The organism is Micromonospora sp. MA102 (genome assembly GCF_025460765.1).
GTDB lineage: Bacteria > Actinomycetota > Actinomycetes > Mycobacteriales > Micromonosporaceae > Micromonospora > Micromonospora halotolerans.
Map to the genome: position 1 here is coordinate 234,053 of NZ_JAMWEG010000001.1, position 19,307 is coordinate 253,359.

General features: G+C 74.0%; 15 protein-coding genes and 1 tRNA gene. 6 read left to right on the forward strand and 10 right to left on the reverse strand.

Features of this window, described 5'->3' with window-relative positions:
* The first annotated feature begins 13 nt into the window (after positions 1-13).
* From bcp to NFX44_RS01160, 4 genes are all read left to right on the forward strand, one after another.
* Entirely contained in the window at positions 14-484 is a 471-nt protein-coding gene (bcp, locus tag NFX44_RS01145) for a thioredoxin-dependent thiol peroxidase (protein WP_262281573.1), read from the forward strand.
* Between the two features lie 31 nt (positions 485-515).
* Complete coding sequence (locus tag NFX44_RS01150) at positions 516-1,415, forward strand: HNH endonuclease (protein ID WP_262281574.1); 900 nt, start codon at positions 516-518, stop codon at positions 1,413-1,415.
* Positions 1,401-1,487 (forward strand) — tRNA-Leu (locus NFX44_RS01155). Before NFX44_RS01150 ends, NFX44_RS01155 begins: the two co-directional genes overlap by 15 nt.
* A 56-nt stretch (positions 1,488-1,543) precedes the next feature.
* Positions 1,544-2,083 carry a GNAT family N-acetyltransferase gene (locus NFX44_RS01160; RefSeq protein ID WP_262281575.1) on the forward strand — a complete coding sequence of 180 codons (540 nt, stop codon included), beginning with the start codon at positions 1,544-1,546 and terminating at the stop codon, positions 2,081-2,083.
* Between the two features lie 49 nt (positions 2,084-2,132).
* Here the strand turns inward: NFX44_RS01160 and NFX44_RS01165 are convergent, their stop codons facing one another.
* Together NFX44_RS01165 and NFX44_RS01170 are read right to left on the reverse strand one after the other, a co-directional pair.
* Positions 2,133-2,975, reverse strand: coding sequence for an expansin EXLX1 family cellulose-binding protein (locus tag NFX44_RS01165; protein ID WP_262281576.1), 843 nt, complete (start codon positions 2,973-2,975; stop codon positions 2,133-2,135).
* 68 nt (positions 2,976-3,043) lie between these two features.
* Positions 3,044-3,877, reverse strand: coding sequence for an O-methyltransferase (locus tag NFX44_RS01170; RefSeq protein WP_262281577.1), 834 nt, complete (start codon positions 3,875-3,877; stop codon positions 3,044-3,046).
* Positions 3,878-3,987: 110 nt separating this feature from the next.
* On the opposite strand from NFX44_RS01170, the gene NFX44_RS01175 reads away from it, so the two are divergent.
* Both NFX44_RS01175 and NFX44_RS01180 read left to right on the forward strand, forming a co-directional pair.
* On the forward strand, positions 3,988-5,073 hold the full coding sequence (locus NFX44_RS01175) for an LCP family protein (protein WP_262281984.1): 1,086 nt from the start codon (positions 3,988-3,990) through the stop codon (positions 5,071-5,073).
* 109 nt (positions 5,074-5,182) lie between these two features.
* A complete protein-coding gene (locus NFX44_RS01180) occupies positions 5,183-6,733 on the forward strand; it encodes a sugar transferase (protein WP_262281578.1) in 1,551 nt (516 codons plus the stop codon).
* A 7-nt stretch (positions 6,734-6,740) separates the two neighbouring features.
* Here NFX44_RS01180 and NFX44_RS01185 read toward each other — a convergent pair whose 3' ends face one another.
* The 8 genes from NFX44_RS01185 to NFX44_RS01220 are packed head-to-tail and all read right to left on the reverse strand — an operon-like array spanning position 6,741 to position 19,254.
* Positions 6,741-8,000, reverse strand: coding sequence for a DUF1501 domain-containing protein (locus tag NFX44_RS01185; protein ID WP_315974547.1), 1,260 nt, complete (start codon positions 7,998-8,000; stop codon positions 6,741-6,743).
* The gene (locus tag NFX44_RS01190) at positions 7,997-9,265 is read right to left on the reverse strand and encodes a DUF1800 family protein (RefSeq protein ID WP_262281579.1); all 1,269 of its coding nucleotides are present in this window, start codon (positions 9,263-9,265) and stop codon (positions 7,997-7,999) included. The genes NFX44_RS01185 and NFX44_RS01190 overlap by 4 nt, the downstream gene beginning before the upstream one ends.
* A 27-nt stretch (positions 9,266-9,292) precedes the next feature.
* Positions 9,293-10,549 (reverse strand): hypothetical protein, encoded by a 1,257-nt coding sequence (locus NFX44_RS01195; RefSeq protein WP_262281580.1) that lies wholly within the window; start codon positions 10,547-10,549, stop codon positions 9,293-9,295.
* Complete coding sequence (locus NFX44_RS01200) at positions 10,546-11,760, reverse strand: glycosyltransferase (RefSeq protein WP_262281581.1); 1,215 nt, start codon at positions 11,758-11,760, stop codon at positions 10,546-10,548. The genes NFX44_RS01195 and NFX44_RS01200 overlap by 4 nt, the downstream gene beginning before the upstream one ends.
* On the reverse strand, positions 11,753-13,234 hold the full coding sequence (locus NFX44_RS01205) for a hypothetical protein (protein WP_262281582.1): 1,482 nt from the start codon (positions 13,232-13,234) through the stop codon (positions 11,753-11,755). Before NFX44_RS01205 ends, NFX44_RS01200 begins: the two co-directional genes overlap by 8 nt.
* Entirely contained in the window at positions 13,221-14,369 is a 1,149-nt protein-coding gene (locus tag NFX44_RS01210; RefSeq protein ID WP_262281583.1) for a glycosyltransferase, read from the reverse strand. The genes NFX44_RS01205 and NFX44_RS01210 overlap by 14 nt, the downstream gene beginning before the upstream one ends.
* A gap of 5 nt (positions 14,370-14,374) precedes the next feature.
* Positions 14,375-17,953, reverse strand: coding sequence for an SGNH hydrolase domain-containing protein (locus NFX44_RS01215; RefSeq protein WP_262281584.1), 3,579 nt, complete (start codon positions 17,951-17,953; stop codon positions 14,375-14,377).
* A 35-nt stretch (positions 17,954-17,988) separates the two neighbouring features.
* The gene (locus tag NFX44_RS01220) at positions 17,989-19,254 is read right to left on the reverse strand and encodes a hypothetical protein (protein WP_262281585.1); all 1,266 of its coding nucleotides are present in this window, start codon (positions 19,252-19,254) and stop codon (positions 17,989-17,991) included.
* Positions 19,255-19,307 lie beyond the last annotated feature (53 nt).

A 19,307-nucleotide genomic window follows, 5' to 3' on the forward strand; every position in this document is an offset into this window, starting at 1 on the left:
TATCGTCTGCGCCATGACCGACCGCCTGAGCCCCGGCGACCCCGCCCCCGAGTTCACCCTCCCCACCGACAGCGGCGGGACCCTGTCCCTGGCCGACCTGCGCGGCCGCAAGGTCATCCTGTACGCGTACCCGGCCGCCATGACGCCCGGCTGCACCAAGCAGGCCTGCGACTTCCGCGACTCGCTCGCCTCGCTCCAGGCCGCCGGCTACGAGGTGGTCGGCATCTCCCCCGACAAGCCCGAGAAGCTGGCCAAGTTCCGCGACCGCGACGCCATCACCTTCCCGCTGGTCGCCGACACCGACAAGTCGGTGCTGACCGCGTACGGCGCGTTCGGCGAGAAGCAGATGTACGGCCGCACCGTCACCGGCGTGATCCGCTCGACCTTCGTCGTCGACGAGGACGGGAAGATCGAGCGGGCGCTCTACAACGTCAAGGCCACCGGGCACGTCGCCAAGCTGCGCCGCGACCTCGGGCTCGACTGAGCCTGTCGGAGGGCGCCGTTACCGTCGGCGCATGCCTCGCTACAAGTACTCGCCCGAGACCTTGGCGGCAGCGGCGGCGGAGGCACGGAGCATCGCGGCGGTGCTCCGGATACTGGGCATACCGATGAGCGGCGGCTCGCACGCCCACATCAGTCGGCAGCTGAAGCGCTTCGGCGTCGACACCTCCCACTTCACCGGGCAGGGGCACAACCGCGGCGTGCGGGGCCAGCGACAGGCACCGTCGGGCATTCTGGTCCGACTACCGCCGGACGCGGCCAGAACGCCCGGCTTCCGACTCCGGCGCGCCCTGGCCGCCACCGGCGTCCCCGAACGATGTGAGATTTGCGGCCTCGGCCCGAGGTGGCAAGGTGCGCCACTGATCCTCCACGTCGACCACATCAACGGCGACCGGCTCGACAACAGGCCATCCAACCTGCGCCTACTGTGTCCCAACTGCCACAGCCAGACCGCGACCTACGCCGGCCGGGTCCGCACGCAGGCCGGCCCGGCCGACTCGCCGAACGTCTCGGCCCGCTGCAACTCGGGCGACGGGCCGTCGCGGGACGCCGAGACCTTGGTCAGGGAGGTCAGCGCCGGTCGCATGACCACCATGGAGGCCGCCCACCTCCTCGACTGCACGAGAGACCACGTGAGCAGATTGCGGCGGCGCCTGGAAGCAACTGGAACCATCGCAGCGCCGTCACGGGTCCGTGACCGACCGATCCAGCGCCGGTTCCGGGATCCCGTCATTCGCTTCGCACTCGCGCACCCCGAGGCCGGATCCCGGAAGATCGCCGAGGCGCTGACCGAGGCGTCCGGCGGAGGCGCGGCGATCAGCCATCGCACCGTCCAGGCGATCCTCCGGGAGGCTGGGCTCACCAACCTGGAGACCAGACGCACTAGACTCAGCGGGTCTGCGGGAGTGGCGTAACAGGCAGCCGCGATAGGTTTAGGTCCTATTGTCCGAAAGGACGTGGGGGTTCGACTCCCCTCTCCCGCACCAGCAGCGGTGTCACGTGGATCACGAACCCGGGTCGGCGCCGCGTCGGCTCGCGGAGGATGGCGGGCGTGAACCTGCGCTTCGTCCTCGACCCCGATCTCACGCCTGCGCTGCGCGACCAGATCATCGCGCTCTGGGTGGACGTGACCAACGCCGGCGGCGCCGTCGGCTTCGTCGCCCCGGTGACCGACGCCGACGTGCGGCCCATGGCCGCCGCGACCTTCGCCGCGATCGCCGACGGGCCGGACCGGCTGCTGGTCGGCTACGAGGGCGATCGCCTCGTCGGCGTCCTGATCATCGCGCACAACCGCTTCCACCTGAAGACGCACTGGCGGGTGCTGAAGCGGGTCATGGTGCACCCCGACACGCAGGGACGCGGCTACGGCGCGGCGCTGATGCGCGAGGCCGAGCGGATCGGTCGGGAGCTGGGCCTGGCGGCACTGCACGTGACCGTCCGGGACGGGCTGGGCCTGGGCGGGTTCTACGAGCGCCTCGGGTACCGGGAGGTCGGGCGGCTGCCCGGCGCGCTGCGGCTCGCCCCGGGCGACGACCGGGACGAGGTCTTCATGTGGCTCGACCTGGGCGCCGAGGCGGCCTGACCGCCGCGGCCGCCGAGCCTTGGGCGACCTTGGCGATGCACGGACCAGGTCAGTCGCAGGCGGCCGCGACCGGCGCGGGGGTGGCGGGCGGGGCGGCGGCCGCGTCCAGCACGGCGGCGGGAGTGCCGGGCGGCGTGGTGACCGTCGGGGTGGCGGAGACGCGGATGCGGTACGGCCCGGGGCCGGCGCCGGAGGCGATGAGCCAGTAGTTGTAGTCCTGGCGGGTGGCGGCCCGCCACGAGTCGCCCTGCCGTACCTCGACGGCGCGTAGCGGGTTGCCGTGGTCGCCGACCAGGACGGCGAACCACCACTGCGAGGCGCCCTCCTTGACGCGGAAGGTGAGCGGGCCGGGCAGTGGCGGGTCGACCACGGCGCGGTAGCTGACCTTGACGACGCCCTGCACCGGGTCGGCGATCCGGGCGAACGCCTCGGCGGAGAGGTCGAGGTGGCCGGGTTCGCACTCCGGGCACTGGTCCATGACGAGGACGCGGACGGTTCCCTTTGGGCCGGTGACGTCGAGGTGCCCGCCGCAGGAGGCGCCGGCGGCGTACTCGCCGGGGCCGAGGGCGACGTAGAGCCGGTTGGCGGGTGCGGCGGGGCGGGAGCAGTTGCCGCCGGCGCCCTTCGAGTCGTAGAAGGTCGCCTTTCCGCTGTGGACGGTGTTGCCGAGCGGTGGGGCGGCGGGCAGGGCGCGCGGGGGTGGGGCGGCGCAGGCGGGGGTGGCGCCGCCGCGTACCGCGAGGGTCACGGCGACGACGGCGGCGAGCGCGGCGAGGCCGCCGACGGCGAGCCGGCGGCGGGGCTCGGCCGGGGCTCGGCGGCGGCCGGCCCGGGTGGGTGGGTCCTGGTCGGCGGTGGGCGGGGTGCGGCCGGGAGCGCTGCCGTCGGTCACGCCGGTCGATGCTGCCGGACCGGTGGGGCGCCGGACAAGCGGGCTAAGCGAAAGCTAAGGCGGGTTCGTCACCAGGCGACGCCGATGCCGTCGCCCGGATACCAGTGCCGGGCGGGGGTTTCCCGGTAGGCGAGGAACCGGCGGCCGGTGCGTTCGGCGTGCTCGGCGAGGACGTTGGTGGCGGTGACGTTGTCGGTGAGCAGCATGGCGCCGGGCGCAAGTTTCGGTTCGACCGCCTCGAACTCGCTGCGTTCGTGCACCCGGCTGTGGTCGCTGTCGTGCAGGAAGAGGTCGACCGGCCGCTCCAGCGCGCCGATCGAGGCGACCGAGTCGCCGATGACGAGGTCGACCACGTCGGCCCAGGGGGTGGCCCGGGCCAGGTAGCCGGCCTCGGGGTTGATGTCGAGCGAGGTGACCCGGCCGGGGTGGCCCTCGGCGGCGTTGCGGAGCAGGGCGGCGGCCAGGACGCAGCTGCCGAGGCCCTTGTCCACTCCGGTCTCCACGACGTGGGTGGGCTTGCGGGCGCGGACGATGGCGTACCAGCCGATGCGGCGGGCGTAGCGGACCTGCCGGTCGGCCAGGCCGCGGCGGGAGGCGGCGGCGGTGGCGGCCTCGATGTGGGTGCGCAGCTTGTCGTCGCCCTCGATCTCGGCGAACCAGCGGCGCACCTGCCCGACGGGGACGTCGCAGACCACGCTGACGAACCAGGCCAGGTGGTGCCGGCTGAGCTTGGTCAGCTCGTAGGTGTAGTTGTGGTGCTCCCGGGAGGTGAGCAGCCACCGGGCGGAGGTGCGCAGCACCCGGGCGTCGTGCCGGGCGACCCGGGCCAGGCGCTTCGGGAAGGCGGCGACCGGCGCGAGCCGGGTCCGGGCGATGGCCCGGCGGAGCTTCGTTGCATCCACCCGTGCCGTTGTATCAGGTTCGCGGCATCGGTCGAGAGGAAAGCGCCGAACGGACGGGTGGGCCTGGCCGGTCGGACGAGGGTCCCCGTGACGGAGCGTGAGTCAGTAGCATCGCGGCCATGTCAGATCGCCACCCGCTCGCCCACCCGGACACCCGCTTCCCGTCGTCGGGAGTGGACACCGGCGCGGCGGAGGAGAACCCGACACCGGCGCCACGTCGCCGCCGTGGCCGGCGGATCGCCCTGATCGTGCTGCTGGTGGTGGTGCTGCTCGCCGGCGGCGGCCTGCTGGCGGGCGGCCTGTACTACCGGTCGGTCAACTCCTCGATCGACCGGGTGGACGCGTTCACCGGGGTGCCGGAGGAGGCCCGGCCGCCGGTCGTGGCGAAGGGCGCCATGAACATCATGATCCTGGGCAGCGACTCCCGCGACCCGGAGAACACCGGGGGTTCCCGGAGCGACACGATCATCCTGGCCCACCTGCCGAAGGACCGGTCGAGCGCACAGCTCATCTCGATCCCGCGGGACACGTGGACGGCGATCCCGCGGTCCAAGGAGGGCCGGGGCGGCCGCGACGCGAAAATCAACGCGGCGTACGCGTGGGGCGGCGTGCCGCTCATGGTGCAGACCGTGGAGAAGTTCACCGGCGTGCGCGTCGACCATGTGACCATGGTGGACTTCGCCGGCTTCAAGGAGATTGTGGACGCCCTGGGCGGCATTGACATCGATGTGGAGCAGAACTTCACCTCGACCCACTCGCTGGATCCCAGTGGCAAGCGCGAGTTCGTCAAGGGCCGGCAGACGATGGACGGGGCCACCGCGCTGGACTACGCCCGGGAGCGGTACGCCTTCGCCAACGGCGACTTCACCCGGATCAAGCATCAGCAGCAGGTCATCAAGGCGATCCTCGACAAGGCGGCCTCCGGCGGCACGCTGAGCAGCCCCACCAAGCTGAACTCGTTCGTCCGGGCCACCGCGAACTCGGTGGCCGTCGACAAGTCGATGTCGCTTGTGGACCTGGCCATGGAGATGCGCCACCTGCGCAGCGGCAACCTCGGGTTCTACACCTGCCCGGTGAAGGGAACCGGCCGGGTGGGCAGCGAGAGCGTGGTGTTCGCGGACTCGGCGAAGGCCAGGACCCTCTTCGACGCGGTCCGCCGCGACTCGGTCTCGGAGATCCTTTCCGCCGACAAGTAGGACATCGGATTGGCGTCCCGGCTCTGGCGGCGGGAGCCGCGCGCTCATATCCTTCGATCGCCCTCACTGTGCTCGCGCCGGGGAGGGCTGTCACGGGGGAGGATCGACCATGTCAGGCCAACCGGCTACGACAGAGCCGGCGGCGACCGGTCGCTGGCACGAGTCACCGCAGATGATGATGCGGCGGCCGGAGACGGACAAGGGCACCGGTCTGCCCTCGGCCGTCCCCGGGGCCCGGTCCGAGAACGGCCCGGTGGCGGCCGCCGCGGAGCCGCGCGCCGGTCTCGACACGACCGCGGTGCTGCCGTACGCCAGTTCCCGGGCCTCGACGCGCACGCGCTGGCTCCGGGCCTGGATGATGACGGCCCCGGTCGACGTCGTCGCGCTGCTCGCGCCGCTGCTGGTGACCCAGAACTACTGGCGCGGCACGCTGGCCAACGCCGTCCTCACGGTGTCCGTCTTCGCGGCCGGTGGGCTCTACCGGGCGCGCCGGCACCTCAGCATCCTGGACGAGCTGCCGAGCCTCTCGGGGCGGCTGCTGGCCTCGGGCGCGGTGGTCGCCATCGTGGCGGCCTACCGGCACGACTCGGTGCCGTACGTCAGCGGTTTCATGCACGGCGTGGCGCTCTCCGCGGCGCTCGTGGTCCTGGGGCGGGCGTGCAGCCGGAAGGTGACCCTCCTGGCCCGCCGGCGCCGGTGGGTGGAGCACAACGCGATCGTCGTGGGCGCCGGCCCGATCGGGGTGGAGCTGGCCCGGCTGCTGCGCCGCTACCCCGAGTACGGTCTGCGCTTCGTGGGCTCGGTCGACACCGCGCCGCCGGACCACGGGGCGGCGGTCCCGCTGCTCGGCACCCTGGACGACCTCGAGCATCTGGTCCGGTTGCTGGAGTGCGAGGTGCTGGTCATCGCGGACCCGGACTGTCCCGAGTCGGTGCTCATGGAGGCGCTGCTCCGGCAGGCCGATTCGGCGCGTGACCTGTGGGCGGTGCCGCGGCTGTGGGGTTCCCGGTCGCACGGCGGCTACCCCGACCACATCGGCGCCATCCCGATCGTGAAGATCGGTGACACCACCTTCTCCGGCCCGCGGTGGGCGGTGAAGCGCGCCTCCGACGTGGTCCTCGCCACGACGGCGTTGCTGCTGCTGAGCCCGGTGCTGCTGCTGTGCGCGATCGCCACGTTCCTCGACGGTGGTCGCGGCATCTTCTTCCACCAGGAGCGGATCGGCCGCTACGGCAAGCCGTTCCAGGTGGTGAAGTTCCGGTCGATGCGGCCGGTGGACGAGCACGAGTCGCAGACGAAATGGTCCATCGCGCACGACCGGCGGGTCGGGCCGATCGGGCGGTTCATGCGCCGTACGTCCCTGGACGAGCTGCCCCAGCTGTGGAACATCCTGCGCGGGGAGATGAGCGTGGTGGGGCCCCGGCCGGAGCGGCCGTACTTCGTGGAGAAGTTCTCCGCCGAATACCCGAACTACGCGATGCGCCACCGGGTGCCGGTCGGGCTGACCGGGCTGGCCCAGGTCAGCGGCCTGCGGGGGGACACGCCGATCTCGGACCGGGCGAGGTTCGACAACTACTACATCGAGAACTGGTCGCTGTGGCTGGACGTCAAGGTGGTCCTGCGGACCGTCGCGGAGGTGTTCCGGGCGGGCGGGCGGTGACCGGTCCTCAGTCGACGGTGAGCAGCGGCAGCGGCGTGGCCCGGTAGCCGCCGCCCAGGTAGCGGTCGGGTTCGGCGCCGAGCACCGAGGCCAGGACCGTGCCGAAGACGTCGCGGAAGTCCACCGTTGCCTTCAGGTCGCCGTCGTCCAGGTCGGTGAGGCTCGGCTGCTCGCCGTGGAGCCCGCCGGCCACCGCCGGCCCCAGGACGAACACCGGCCCGGCCGTCCCGTGGTCAGTGCCCTGGGAGGCGTTGGCGCGTACCCGCCGGCCGAACTCGCTGTAGACGACCACGGTCACCTGGCGGCCCGCCTCGGTGCGCGCCATCCGGGCCACGAACGCGGACAGCGCGCGGTCGAGCCGGGTGAGCAGGCTCTCGTGCCCGGCCCGCTCCATGGCGTGGGTGTCGAACCCGTCGAGGCTCACCGAGTAGACCCGGGTGGGCACGCCGGCCTCGACGCAGCGGGCCACGAGCGCCAGCTGGGTCTCCAGGACGCTGCGGCTGCCGGGGCCGGTCGTGAGGACCTCCTGCTCGACGCCGCCCGGGGTGGGGCTCTGGTGCTGTTCGGCGTCGCGGACCAGCTGCTCCACCCGGAGCAGGTCGCCGTAGGCGCGAGCCGCGCGGGCCTGCAGCTCCGGCTCGCCGGGCTCCCCGCGGCCGAGGGCGGCGACGGCGTCGGCGCTGACGCCCGGGGGCAGTTCGAGGCCGCCGACGTTGACGCAGGAACCGGCCCGGCTCTCCCCCGCGAGCACCGGTGGCAGCACCGGTTCGAAGCTGACGGCGGCCTCCGGGGCGGCCTTCGTGCCGTCGAGCCAGCGGCCCACCCAGCCGGTCGTCACCGGTTCGGCCGGAGACGCGGTCTGCCAGATGTCCATGGACCGGAAGTGGCTGCGGTCGGGCCGGGGGTAGCCCGCCCCGAGGACGACCGCCAGCCGCTTCTCGTCCCAGAGCTGCTTCATGCCCCGCATGACCGGGTTCAGGCCCAGGGCGTCGTCCAGGTGCAGCACCTTCTCCGGGTCGTAGGCCAGCTCCGGCCGCGCGTCGTGGTAGGCGGGATCGGCGTAGGGGACGACGGTGTTCAACCCGTCGTTGCCGCCGTAGAGGGTCACCAGGACGAGCTTCCTCGACGGCGCGGCGGCACCGTCCCGCCCCGCGGTCCGCAGCAGCTGGGCGAGCCCCATCCCGCCGGCGCCGGCGGCGAGCGCGGCGCCCGCGGTGACGCCCGAGGCGAGCAGGAACCGACGTCGGGTCTGTGGGTTCATCGTCATGTCACCAGGTATTCCGGACTCGCCAAACCCAGGGTCAACAGCTGCCGCCGGTCCTGCGTGCCGCGTAGCACAGCGTAGGTGCGATTCGTCCACCTGTCGACACCCAGCAGGTACGCCAGGCTCTCCGGGGTCAACTGGTCGACCGGCGCCTGCTCGGCGACCCGGCCGGCCAGCCGCAGGCGGACCTGCGCGGCGGCGGAGGTCAACCAGGAGCCGCCGGAGGGCCAGCCGCCCACGTTGGGGGGCGCGAACGGCAACTGCCCCAGGTTCTCCAGGTCGTGCAGGACGGCCTTGCGGGTCTCCGCCGGCAGGTTGGCCGGCCGCACACCCAGTTGCCGCAGCGCACCGACGAGCCACTCGACCGGCTGCTTCACCATGGTGCCGGCGGTCGCCTGGAACGCCTCGTCGGCGAGGAGCACCCGGAGCATGGCCATCGGCGCCGGGAAGGCGCGCGCCATCTTCTCCTGGAGCTCCTTCGGGATGGGCCGGGTGGACGAGCCGTACCGGAACCAGAGGCGGGCGGCGACGAACCGGGGACAGGCCTCCTGGGTCACCAGCAGGTCGACGAGGCTCTGCGCGGTGAAGTTCCCGGTACGGCCCAGAATGGTCTTGCGGCCCGGGTCGTGGGCCCGCGGGTCGAACACCGAGCGGCCCATGGTGAGGCTGAACCGCCAGCCGGTCAGCGCCCGCCCGGCCTCCTTGACGTCCTTCTCGGTGTAGTTGCCGATCCCCAGCAGGAACAGCTCGCACAGCTCGCGGGCGAGGTTCTCGTTGGGTGCCTGCCGGGTGTTGAGGTGCCCGTCCAGGTAGTGGTTCAGCGCCGCGTCGACGACCATCCGCCGGGCCAGCACGGTGAAGTCGGAGGCGCCGCGCAGCGTCCGGTGCTGGCTGAGCATCAGCTGGGGACTGCGCACCTTCTTGACCGACGTGGCCCAGTGCCCGTGCCAGAAGAAGACCAGCTTCTCGACGGCCTGGTGGCTGGCCACCGTCATCCGGTTCAGCCACCACTCGGTGAGCTGCGCGGTCTGCGCGTCGCGCAGGTCCTCCAGCCGGACCTTCTCCTCGTAGGTCAGGTCGCGCTTGCCCGCGTACGCGTCGGGCCCGAGGTCCGGGACGGGCGCGCCCGTCGCGCCGACGTCCGGACCGGGCGGGGCGGTCAGACCGGTCAGGGCGGCGGCGTAGCCGGCCTGGCGAGCGGCGGCCAGCTCGACCGCGGTCGGGCCGAATCCGGCACGCCGCAGCAGCAGGCCGACACTGTCGCTCATGCCGACAACCTTAGCGAGGGCCGCCGGTCAGGACAGACCGGTGTCCGACGCGACAGGTGTCGGCCGTGGACGGTCACGGGCCGGCAGCGCGACGAGAACCAGCGAGTAGACGACCATCCCGACGGCCGACGCGACCAGGTAGCCGGGCGCTCCGAATCGGACGGTCAGCAGCGGCGCGGCGAGCACCGTCAGGCCGAGCATGACGTAGCGGGCGCGCAGGAGCAGCGCGAACTCCCCCCGGATGAACCTGCTCAGCGAGCAGCCGTAGGAGAACCCCAGCGCGGTCTTCTCCAGCCCGGCGGCGACCAGGACCCAGCCCACCGGCAGGAACGACAGCGCGGGGACGAACTCCTGCCCGACGAGCACCGCCAGCCCGAGTGCGGCCGAACCGGCGGCCATGAACGCCCACGCCTGCACCCCGTCCCGCAGGTCCTGCCGCCGGGTCGTGCCGACGTCGGCCGTCCGCTGGTAGACCAGCACCCGCCGGACGGTGATCGACACGAACGCCAACGGCCCGAACAGCTGCTGGGTGAGGCGGATGACGCCGAGCGTGGCGGCCTCGGCGACGAACGCGGTGGCCTGCAGGGCGAGCACCGGGGTGAGACCGACGAGCAGGGCGTCCAGGGAGGCCGCGCCCATCACGCCCCGCCGGGACCGCACCCAGCCAAGCAGCCCGGCGAAGCGCGGCCGCCGCTCGGGTCGGCCGGCGGCGGCCAGCAGGAACACCACGTTCACCACGGTCCAGGACAGGCAGACGGCCAGCGGCGACCGGGTGGCGGCGACCACCAGCACGACGAGCTGCGCGGCCAGCCACGCGGCCGTCTCCAGGAACACGGACCGGGCGGCGCCGGCCGCCACACCCGCGGCCCGGCCGATGTCCAGCGCGATCGCGAACGGGATGCCGGCCGCGTAGGCGACGGCCAGCTCGATCGACCCGCCGGACACGGCCAGCGCCGACGCCACCGCCAGGACCACGCCGGCGAGCCCGCCGGTGAACGCCGCGGCCACCGACCGCTGGCAGTCCGTCCGCTCGGCGGTCCGCTCGGCGTGCGCCTCGGCGAGCAGCGTCGCCTCGGCGAGGGACCGCTGCAGGACGCCGCAGGTCAGTTGGAACACCAGCATCGCGGGCGCGGTGGCGCCGACCGCGGACAGGTCACCGGCGTAGCCGAGGGCCAGGCTGAACACCAGGCTCGTGCCCATGAGGGCCAGTTGCCCGAGGGTCAGGGCGAGCCGGGCCCAGTTGCGCCCGGCGGCGGCCCGGGGCGGGGCGACCGTCCCGGTCACCGCCGCCGCCCCACCGTCACGTCGTCCACGCCGGACAGCGCCCGCCGGGTGGCGGCCACGACGGCCTGCGGCAGCGTCGTCGCCGCGCCGCCGCCGCCCTTGGCGACCGGGGGCGCCGCGCCCGCCAGCAGCTCACCGAGCGCGGCCGCGGCCGCGGCCGGGTCCTGGAAGTCGGCGTACGCGTAGGCGCCGCCGGACACGGCCGCCGCCTCGGGCAGGCCGCCGAGCGGCGCGACCAGCATCGGCTTGCCGGTGCGCCCGACCTCGACGGCGACCCGGCCGAACGGCTCCATCCAGCGGGACGGGATGAGGACGACGTCGACCGCGTCGCAGAACGCGTCGACCGTCATGTGGCCGGCCAGGTGCAGGTCGACCTCCTCCGAGCGGGCCAGCTCGGCCAGCGTCCGGGTGTAGTCGGGCTGCCCCTCCCCGGCGACCAGCATCCGCACCGGGGTGCCGGTGCTCCGCTGGTGGGCGCCGGCCGTGCGGATGGCCGACTCGATGCCCTTCACCGGGTCGAGACGGCCGAGGTAGCCGACCACGAGCCGGGTCTCGTCGACGCGCCGGGCCGGGCGTACCGCTTCCGGCGGGCCGACCAGCGGGTAGCCGACGAGGCTCGCCGCCGGGGTGGTCAGGCCCGCCTCGGCGAGTTCGTCGCGGACGAACCCGGAGACGCAGACGCTCACCGCGCCGCGCGGGGTGGCGCCCCGCATGATCCCGGCCTTGACCCGGCACTCCCCGCACAGGGTCGCGCAGGTGCGGGAGTCCTTCAGCCGCGACCGGCGCCAGCAGGTGTCGCTCAGGTCGTGGAAGACCCGGACGTACCGCAGGCCGCGCGCCCGCACCCAGCGGGGCAGCCAGGGGCCGGTGCGGGAGATGTTGGTGGCCACCACGGCGTCGGGCCGGAACGTCCGGATCCGCCGGGTCAGGCGGGACGCGACGAGGGGCAGCAGCCAGGCGGTCAGGAACTCCAGCCCGCGCCGGATCCGGGTGTCCGCGTGCTGCCGCCGGGCGAAGGGCCGCCGGACGGCGTGCACGGTGAGTGGACCGTCGGCGTACGTGTTGTCGCTGGTGGCGGGCACGAAGACCGACACGTCGGCGAAGCCGGCCAGTTCCCGCGCGGCCGCCCGGGCGGAGCGCTCCGCGCCGCCGACCTCATCGGGCCACCACCAGTCGGCGAGGACGGCGACCCGGGGCCGTGGTTCAGTCATGGGGCGCCATCTCCTCGGTTCGGGTGGGTGCCACGGTCGGGGGGTCGTGGTCCACCGGTGGAGGCGGTCGGGTCAGCCGCCAGCCCCGGTCGGGCAGGACGAGCACGCCCACGACGAGCACCGCGAACGCGGCGCCGACGAACGGGATCTGCGCGCCGAGGGGACCGCGCAGCAGGCCGATCTGGAAGGCGGCGAAGGTGACCGTGAGGGCCGTCCCCAGGCCGGCCGGCGTGGCGCTCAGCGCCCGGTCGAGCCGCCGGGCGAGCCGCCCGTAGAAGAAGAACAGCACCACCACGCCGACGAAGGCGAACTCCAGGTACGTCTCGGCCCAGAACGGCAGGGCCAGGTTCTGGAAGGAGTAGCCCCGGCTGGCCGCCACCGCGTTGCCGGCGGGGATTGCCTTCCCCTCCCACCAGGACCGGGGCACCCAGAACAGCAGCGCGGAGACGAGGTGATGGCCCCAGCTGTGGCCGTGCACGCGGGCGTAGTAGACGGCGTTCACGGTCTGCTGGAACCCGTCGAAGTCCCACGTGTAGTAGGCGTCCAGGCCCAGCCGGAGGTCGCCGCGCGAGCGCTCGTTGCGGAACAGGTTCGCCAGCGGATAGAGCACGGCGAGGCCGGTGAGCATGCCGAGCGAGAACAAGGTCCGCCAGCGCTGCCGCTCGAACCGCACGATCGCCAGGCCGGCGGCGAGCAGCACGCCGAAGGCGGTGAACCGGTTCGCGGAGAGCGGGTTGTTGTAGACGACGTTGAGGAGCACCGCGACGGCCGTGGTGCCCAGCAGCACCCACCGTGCCCTCGGTCCGGCGTAGGTCCGGCTCCGCCAGCAGAGCAGGCACAGCACCAGGGCGACCGCGGCGACGGCGGCCGGGAAGGTGCTGAGCAGGCCGAGCAGCGCCAGGTCCTGCCGGCTCTTCAGGCCGGCCTCGGCGATGGCGCGCTGGAGGTCGTCGCGGCTGCCGAACCGGACGGCCAGGCCGCCGGTCATCGGCAGGCAGACGACGGCCAGCACCGCGGCGGTGACGGTGACCGCCAGCGCCTTCTCGATGGTGATCCGGGTGCGGGGCGAGGTGTCCGACCGCGGCGCGGGCCGGCGTCGGGTGTTGCCGGCCCAGTAGGCCAGCACCGCGAACAGGAGGATGACCTGCGCGCTGACGTAGTACTGGTCCAGCGGCAGGTCGGGCCAGGGCAGCCGCCGGTCCCGGATCTGCAGCAGCGGCGCGAAGCCCACCCAGACCGTGACGAAGGCCCAGAACGTCACGGACACCGGGCTGAACGACGCCGACCGGGTGGTCTGGTAGAGCGCCGTCAGGCACACCGCCACCACGACGAGGCCGAGCCCACCGGCGACGGTCGGGCGGGGCAGCACGGTGGTCACCCCGAGGGCCGTGACGACGGCCAGCACCGCGACGGCCACGACCAGGGCGCGGCCGCCCGGCCTGCGCAGGCGCGGGGCGGTGTCAGGCGGTCTCATCGGCGACCCACGAGGCGACGTTGGCGCGGAAGACCGCGGTGGAGAACCGGGCGGCGTGGGCGTGGACCCGGTCCCGGTCCAGGGCGTCGACGTGCCGCAGCATGGCGGCGTACGCCCGCGGGTCGTCCGAGTCGACCAGGAAGCCGGTCTCGCCGTCGACGACCGTCTCCAGCACCCCGCCCCGGCGCAGCCCCAGCACCGGTGTGCCGCAGGCCATCGCCTCCACCGGGATGATGCCGAAGTCCTCGTGGGTGGGGAAGAGCAGGCACCGCGCGCCCCAGTACAGCTCGCGGAGCCGGTCCCGGGACGGCTGCCGCTCGAAGGTGACCGGGACGCCGACGCGGGCGGCCTGCCGGCGCAGGGCCTCCTCCTCCGGCCCCGATCCGGCGATGACCAGCGGCATCCCGGCGGCGTCGGCGATGTCGATCATCAGGTCGAACTTCTTGTACGGGATCCAGCGTCCGACGCCGAGCAGGTAGTCGCGGTCCTGCCGGCGCTGCGCGGCCGGCGCGTCGGCGAAGTGGTCCACGTCGACCGGCGGGTGAATGATGCGGGCGTCGCGCTGCCAGAACCGCTGGATGCGGGCCTGCACCTCGCGCGAGTTGGCGGCGTAGCTGTGGACGTGCCGGCTCAGGCGGACGTCGGCGCCCTGGAGCACGCGCCGGGGCACGGTCAGCACCCCGTTCGAGCCGCGGCCGTCGAAGTCCGGGCTCCACAGGTAGCGGGCCGGCGAGTGGATGTAGCTCAGGTAGCGCGCGTCCGGGGCGGACCGGAACTTGACGGTGTGCGCGAAGGCGTGGCTCGACGAGATGACCACGTCGAACCGCTCGCTGCTGAGCGTGCGCCAGGTCAGCGGCATGAGCGGCAACGCCAGCGCCTTGGACCGCCGCAACGGGGTCCGGGCCAGCCACGACTCCTGGAGGTCGAGGCCGCGTCGCGCGTCGCGGTCGCGCCACAGCACGAACCCCTTCGCGTCGGGCAGCACCTCCTGGATGGCCAGGAAGACGTTCTCCGAGCCGCCGGTGGCGCCGAACCACTCGTGCACGAGGGCGACCGACCGGCCGGCCAGCAGCGGGCCGGCGGCGCCCCCGCCAGCAGGATCGACCCCGGCGGCGTCGCCGTCCCTGCTGATCATTCCGCTCACCCCATCACCATCTGCAACTGCTCGTCGAGCCGGGCCGCCAGCGTCCGCGCGTACGTCGCCGTGAGGTGATTGGTGTCGCGGTACACGAGCACCCCACCGATCACCGCCGCGCACCGGTCGGCGGGACAGATGGCGTCGTTCAGGTCGACCAGCCGTACCCCGGTCAGGCCCCGCGCCGCGTCCACCTGGAGCGGACCGATGCCCGCCAGCGCCTTGTCGCGCGGCACCGCGCACCTGGTCAGCTCCTCCCGGTGGGCCGACACGCACTCCGCGACGTCCAGGCGCGGCGCCGGGGTGTCCCGCAGCACCACCACGGGGGCGATCCCGGCAAGGGACCGCCAGGTCCGGTGCATCCCGTCCACCAGCGCGGCGCGGCCCGCCGACCCCTTGAGCGTCCGGCCGTCGCGGTAGGCGGAGTAGTTGTAGCTGCTCGTCACGACCAGGTTCGGGCGGTCGGCGGCGAGCCGGCCGGGCAGCTCCCGGTTCCACGCCGCGCAGGTGTCGGCGGGTCGCTGGCCGTCCGCGCCGACCACCTCGACGTCGAGGACCGGGCAGCTCGACTTGGTGTACGTCAGCAGTCGCCAGTTCCGCCGTTCCGCCACCGCCCGCAGCGTCGGCACCCACTGCGCGGCGTGCGAGTCGCCGACCACGGCGATGGTGACCGTGGCGTCCTGCGGGCCGTACGCGCAGCGCAGCACCTCGGGTTCGGTGGGACCGGCGTGGCACCGGTCGGCGTAGACCGACGGGAGGTCGTCCCGGGCCACCGCCGGGTCGGGCACCACGGATGAGGCGCGGTCGACGGGCACCCCGGCGCCGGTCGCGCCGTCGGCGGTGAGCACGGCGGCGCCCGGCGCGTCGCGCACGCCCCCGCTGGCCGGCGCGGCCGGGCCGGTGACGGTCTGGAAGGCCAGCCCCGCGCAGACCGACAGCACGGTGCAGGCCGCCCCGACCGCGAGCGCCACCCGGGGCCGCACCGCGAGCCGCGGCGAGCGCCAGACCGGCCGTTCCACCAGCCGGCTGGTCAGGTACGCGAGCACCACCGACAGCGCCACGGTGGCGACCACGGCCAGCGTGCCCGGCTCGGGCATCCGCGCCGTGAGGACCACCAGCAGCGGCCAGTGCCAGAGGTAGAGCGTGTACGAGATCCCGCCGAGGAACTGCAGCGGCGGCAGCCGCAGGAACGCGACCGGACCGTACCGCGCGGTGGCCCCGGCGGCGATGACGAGGGCGGCGCCGACGGTGGCGGGCAGCGCCATCGTGCCCGGGAACGGGGTCGAGGTGCTCAGCACCACGGCGGAGGCGGCGACGGCCGCGACGCCGAGCCAGCCCGCCGCCGCGGCGACCCCGCCGGTCAGCCGCCGGATCGGCGCCAGCGCGAGCAGCGCGCCGACGGCGAGTTCCCACATCCGCGTGGTGGTGACGAAGTAGGCCCGGCCGGGTTCGGCCTCGACCAGCAGGACCGACCAGGCGAAGGAGGCCGCCCAGACGACAGCCACCGCGACGAACGCGAGAGTGCGGAACCGGGAGGCCGGGGTGCGTCCCCGCCGGGCCAGCCAGGCGACGCCCACCAGCAGCACCGGCCACACGAGGTAGAACTGCTCCTCGACCGCGAGCGACCAGTAGTGCTGCACGATGCTCGGGGCCTGGCCGGCGGCCAGGTAGTCGACGGACTGGTCGGCGAGCCGCCAGTTGACCAGGTAGAGGGCGCTGCTCACGACGTCGCCCGCGGTGTCCCGCCAGCGGATGTCGGGCAGCAGGAGGTACGTCAGGACCAGGGCCGCGAGCAGGACGAGCGCGGAGCTGGGCAGCAGGCGCTTGGCCCGCCTGGCCCAGAACCGGCCGAGCGACAGCCGACCCCGGGCGGCCACCTCGGCGGCCATCCCGGTGGTGATCAGGTAGCCGGAGATGACAAAGAAGACGTCCACGCCGACGAAGCCGCCGGAGACGTACGGGACGCCGGCGTGCCAGAGCACCACCAACACCACGGCGAGCGCGCGGAGACCCTCGATGTCCGGGCGGAACGCGCTCCGGGGCCGCTCGCGGGGCGTCGCGGTGTCGGTGGGCGTCGCCGGCCCGCCACCGTCGGCCTGCTCGGCCGCCGGCGTACCGGGTCCCGCCTCGGGCAGGTGCAGCACCACCGTGTCGTCCAGGGCGGACGGCACGTCCGTCCGGTCCGGGCCGGCGGTGTCCTCCGGCGCCGGCGGCGCGGGCGCCTCCGTCCGGCGGGCCGCGGGCACGCTCAGCACGAGGGTGTCCTCGGCTGACGGCGGCACCGGCGGGGCGCTCGTGGCCGGCGGGGCGACCTCCGCCGGGATGGGCGGCGGCGCGCCGACGGCCACCGGTTCCGCGTCGGTGCCGGGCCCGCCCGCACCGACCGGCCGCAGCCGGCGGCGGAGCGCGCGCTGCCCGAGGGTCACCGCGCCGATGACCAGCACGCCGCCCGCCGCGGAGAGGAGGTACGACCACCAGTTCGCGGCGTTCTCGGTGGCGTCCCCGTCCAGCCGCAGCCGCTCCTGCGCCCGCTGCCGGTACGCCCGGGCCGCGGCGTGCCCGGGGTCCTGGCCGAGCACGTCGTCGAACCGCTCGATCGCCTGCGAGTAGTGGCCGGCGAAGTAGACGGCCAGGGCCGACCGGAAGGCGCGGTCGCTCTCGCTCAGCCGGTTCGCGACGCCGCTCTGGGCGAGCAGGCGGTCGATGTTGGCGGTGCCGATCAGGTCGCGGATCGGTTCACCCTCGGCGGAGGTGTCGGTGTCCAGGAGCGCGACGAGCCGGCCGGTCGAGTCGACCACCGGGCCGCCCCGGGAGTCGGGACCGATCTGGCCGCTGACTCCGGTGCGGTTGGTCCCGGTACGCCCGATGACCTCGACCGTGCGGTCGCGGACGGTCCAGGTGCCGGAGTCGCCGGTGCCCTCGCCGAGCGCGTAGCCGAGGATGTCCACGGAGGACCCGACGCGCAGGTCGGGGTGGAGGGCGAGCTCGACGGCCGGGAGGCCGGCGCGGCGCAGCCTCACCAGCGCCACGTTGCCGTCCACCGCCGGCAGCGCCTTGGTGACCGCGCCGGCGACTGCCGGGACGGAAGCGTCCCCCGAGGTCGCCGCACCGAACTGGCCGGTCAGCCGCAGGGTCGGCGCGGTGCCGCGCCGGGCCCCGGTGAACGCGGACGAGCCCTGGAGGCCGGCGACGAACGCGTCCAGCCGCTCCGCGGGCAGCTCGTTGCGCTGCACCAGCGTGCGGCCGAGCCGGTAGAGGGCGTTGACCAGCAGCACCTCCCGGCTCGGCTGCACGCAGACCGTGGTGGTCACCACGTAGCCGTCGGGGTTCACCACCGCCCCGCTGCACCGGCGCACCACGACCACCTGTTCGGGGCGGACCAGGGCACCCGTGGCGGTGTTGCGGAGGTAGCCGGCGTACCGCGCCTCGAGGAAGGCGGTCGCCGGGGTGGCCACGGCCACCGCCGGCTCGTTGCGGGCGTACGTCGGTACCGCCGCCGCAGCGGGGACGGCGGCGGCCCAGCCGATCGCGACGGTGCCCAGCAGGACGGCGAACCGACGTGCCAGGGCCGTACCAGAGGGCATGTCGGAACTCCGCGCGGCGAGGAGGGGTCGGGCGGTCAGAAGATCAGGGTGTCGCGCAGGTGGTTGGCCACCCGGCGCAGCCGACCCGCACCGTCGATCGGGGAGGTCATCCGGAAGACGACCTGACGGTCGATCTGCCCGCTGTTCCCGCCCCGCCAGTACGCGACGAGCACCAGGCCGTACCGGCGCTCACCGTCGAGCTGGAGCTTGCTGGAGTCGGCGTACGAGACGAACTGGCCGCCCCGCATCCACTGCAGACCCCAGGCCTCCTCCTCCTGGCGCATGGCGGTCTGCCGCTGCACGTCGCACGGCACCGGGCACTCCCGCACGATCAGCTCGCCGCCGATCTGCTGCTTGTCGTTCGAGACGCCGCAGTTGTACTTGACGAACCCCTGCGCGCGGCCGGCCGGCGTGCAGTCCCACTCCCCCGGCACCTTGAGGGCGAAGCCCAGGCCTTCGAGGTCGGAGAAGGTGCGCACCGAGTCGCCCGGAGTGAACTTCGGCCACTCCTTCGGCCAGTCGCCGGCGCTGGGCGGCTCGAGGCCGGGCGACTGGGGCGGCGTCTTCTGCTCCGGCTGCAGCGCCGGGCTGGTGGTCCCCTCGGTCGTCGGCGTGCCGGGGTCGTCCGGTCCGAACCAGACGACGGCGCCGCCGACACCGGCCACGATCACCAGGACGAGCGCGGCGATCCCGATCCAGAGCCCGGTCCGGCGGGGGCGCGGCTCGGACGGCGTGATCCGGCGGACCGGCGCGGTGAACGGGTCCTGCGGCGGGGCGCTGACCGGCTGCGGCGCGGGGGACACCTGCTGCGGCGACGGGGACACCTGCTGGGGCGGGGACGACACCTGGTGCGGCACGGCGGCGTGCATGGCCCAGGGCAGCGGCGCTCCCGAGGTGGGGCTCGGCGTGCCGGAGGTCGGCACCCCGGAGACCGGCTGGGGCGGTCCGCCGACGGCGCCGGACTCGGGGATCAGGATCTGGGTCTCGGACTCCGCCGGGTGCAGGTCCATGCCGAGGGTCTGGAACAGCCGCTGCGCACCCATCCCCTCCTCCGACGGGTACGCCACCCACGGCTTGGCGGCGGCGAAGTCGGCGTTGACGTAACGCTGCCCGCCCGAGGTCAGCGCCATGGCGTTGGCCGCGTTGGCGAAGGCCTCCCGCCACGGTGGGTCGGCCGCCGCCGCGCCCTCGAGCACGGCCACCGTCACCAGCCGGTCCTGTCCATCGATGGCCCACCACGCCGTGCCGACCTGGCAGACGCCCAGCGCCTCGGTGAACCTGTACGGGCCGACCGGCTGCATGCGACAACTCCTCTGGTTTTTCCGCCGTGCGGATAGTACAGAGCGCACGCCTC

Coding starts and splice junctions, on each gene's coding strand:
- bcp (WP_262281573.1), top strand. CDS start 14: ATGACCGACCGCCTGAGCCCCGGCGACCCCGCCCCCGAGTTCACCCTC.
- NFX44_RS01150 (WP_262281574.1), top strand. CDS start 516: ATGCCTCGCTACAAGTACTCGCCCGAGACCTTGGCGGCAGCGGCGGCG.
- NFX44_RS01160 (WP_262281575.1), top strand. CDS start 1,544: ATGGCGGGCGTGAACCTGCGCTTCGTCCTCGACCCCGATCTCACGCCT.
- NFX44_RS01180 (WP_262281578.1), top strand. CDS start 5,183: ATGTCAGGCCAACCGGCTACGACAGAGCCGGCGGCGACCGGTCGCTGG.
- NFX44_RS01185 (WP_315974547.1), bottom strand. CDS start 8,000: ATGACGATGAACCCACAGACCCGACGTCGGTTCCTGCTCGCCTCGGGC.
- NFX44_RS01190 (WP_262281579.1), bottom strand. CDS start 9,265: ATGAGCGACAGTGTCGGCCTGCTGCTGCGGCGTGCCGGATTCGGCCCG.
- NFX44_RS01200 (WP_262281581.1), bottom strand. CDS start 11,760: ATGACTGAACCACGGCCCCGGGTCGCCGTCCTCGCCGACTGGTGGTGG.
- NFX44_RS01205 (WP_262281582.1), bottom strand. CDS start 13,234: ATGAGACCGCCTGACACCGCCCCGCGCCTGCGCAGGCCGGGCGGCCGC.
- NFX44_RS01210 (WP_262281583.1), bottom strand. CDS start 14,369: ATGATCAGCAGGGACGGCGACGCCGCCGGGGTCGATCCTGCTGGCGGG.
- NFX44_RS01215 (WP_262281584.1), bottom strand. CDS start 17,953: ATGCCCTCTGGTACGGCCCTGGCACGTCGGTTCGCCGTCCTGCTGGGC.
- NFX44_RS01220 (WP_262281585.1), bottom strand. CDS start 19,254: ATGCAGCCGGTCGGCCCGTACAGGTTCACCGAGGCGCTGGGCGTCTGC.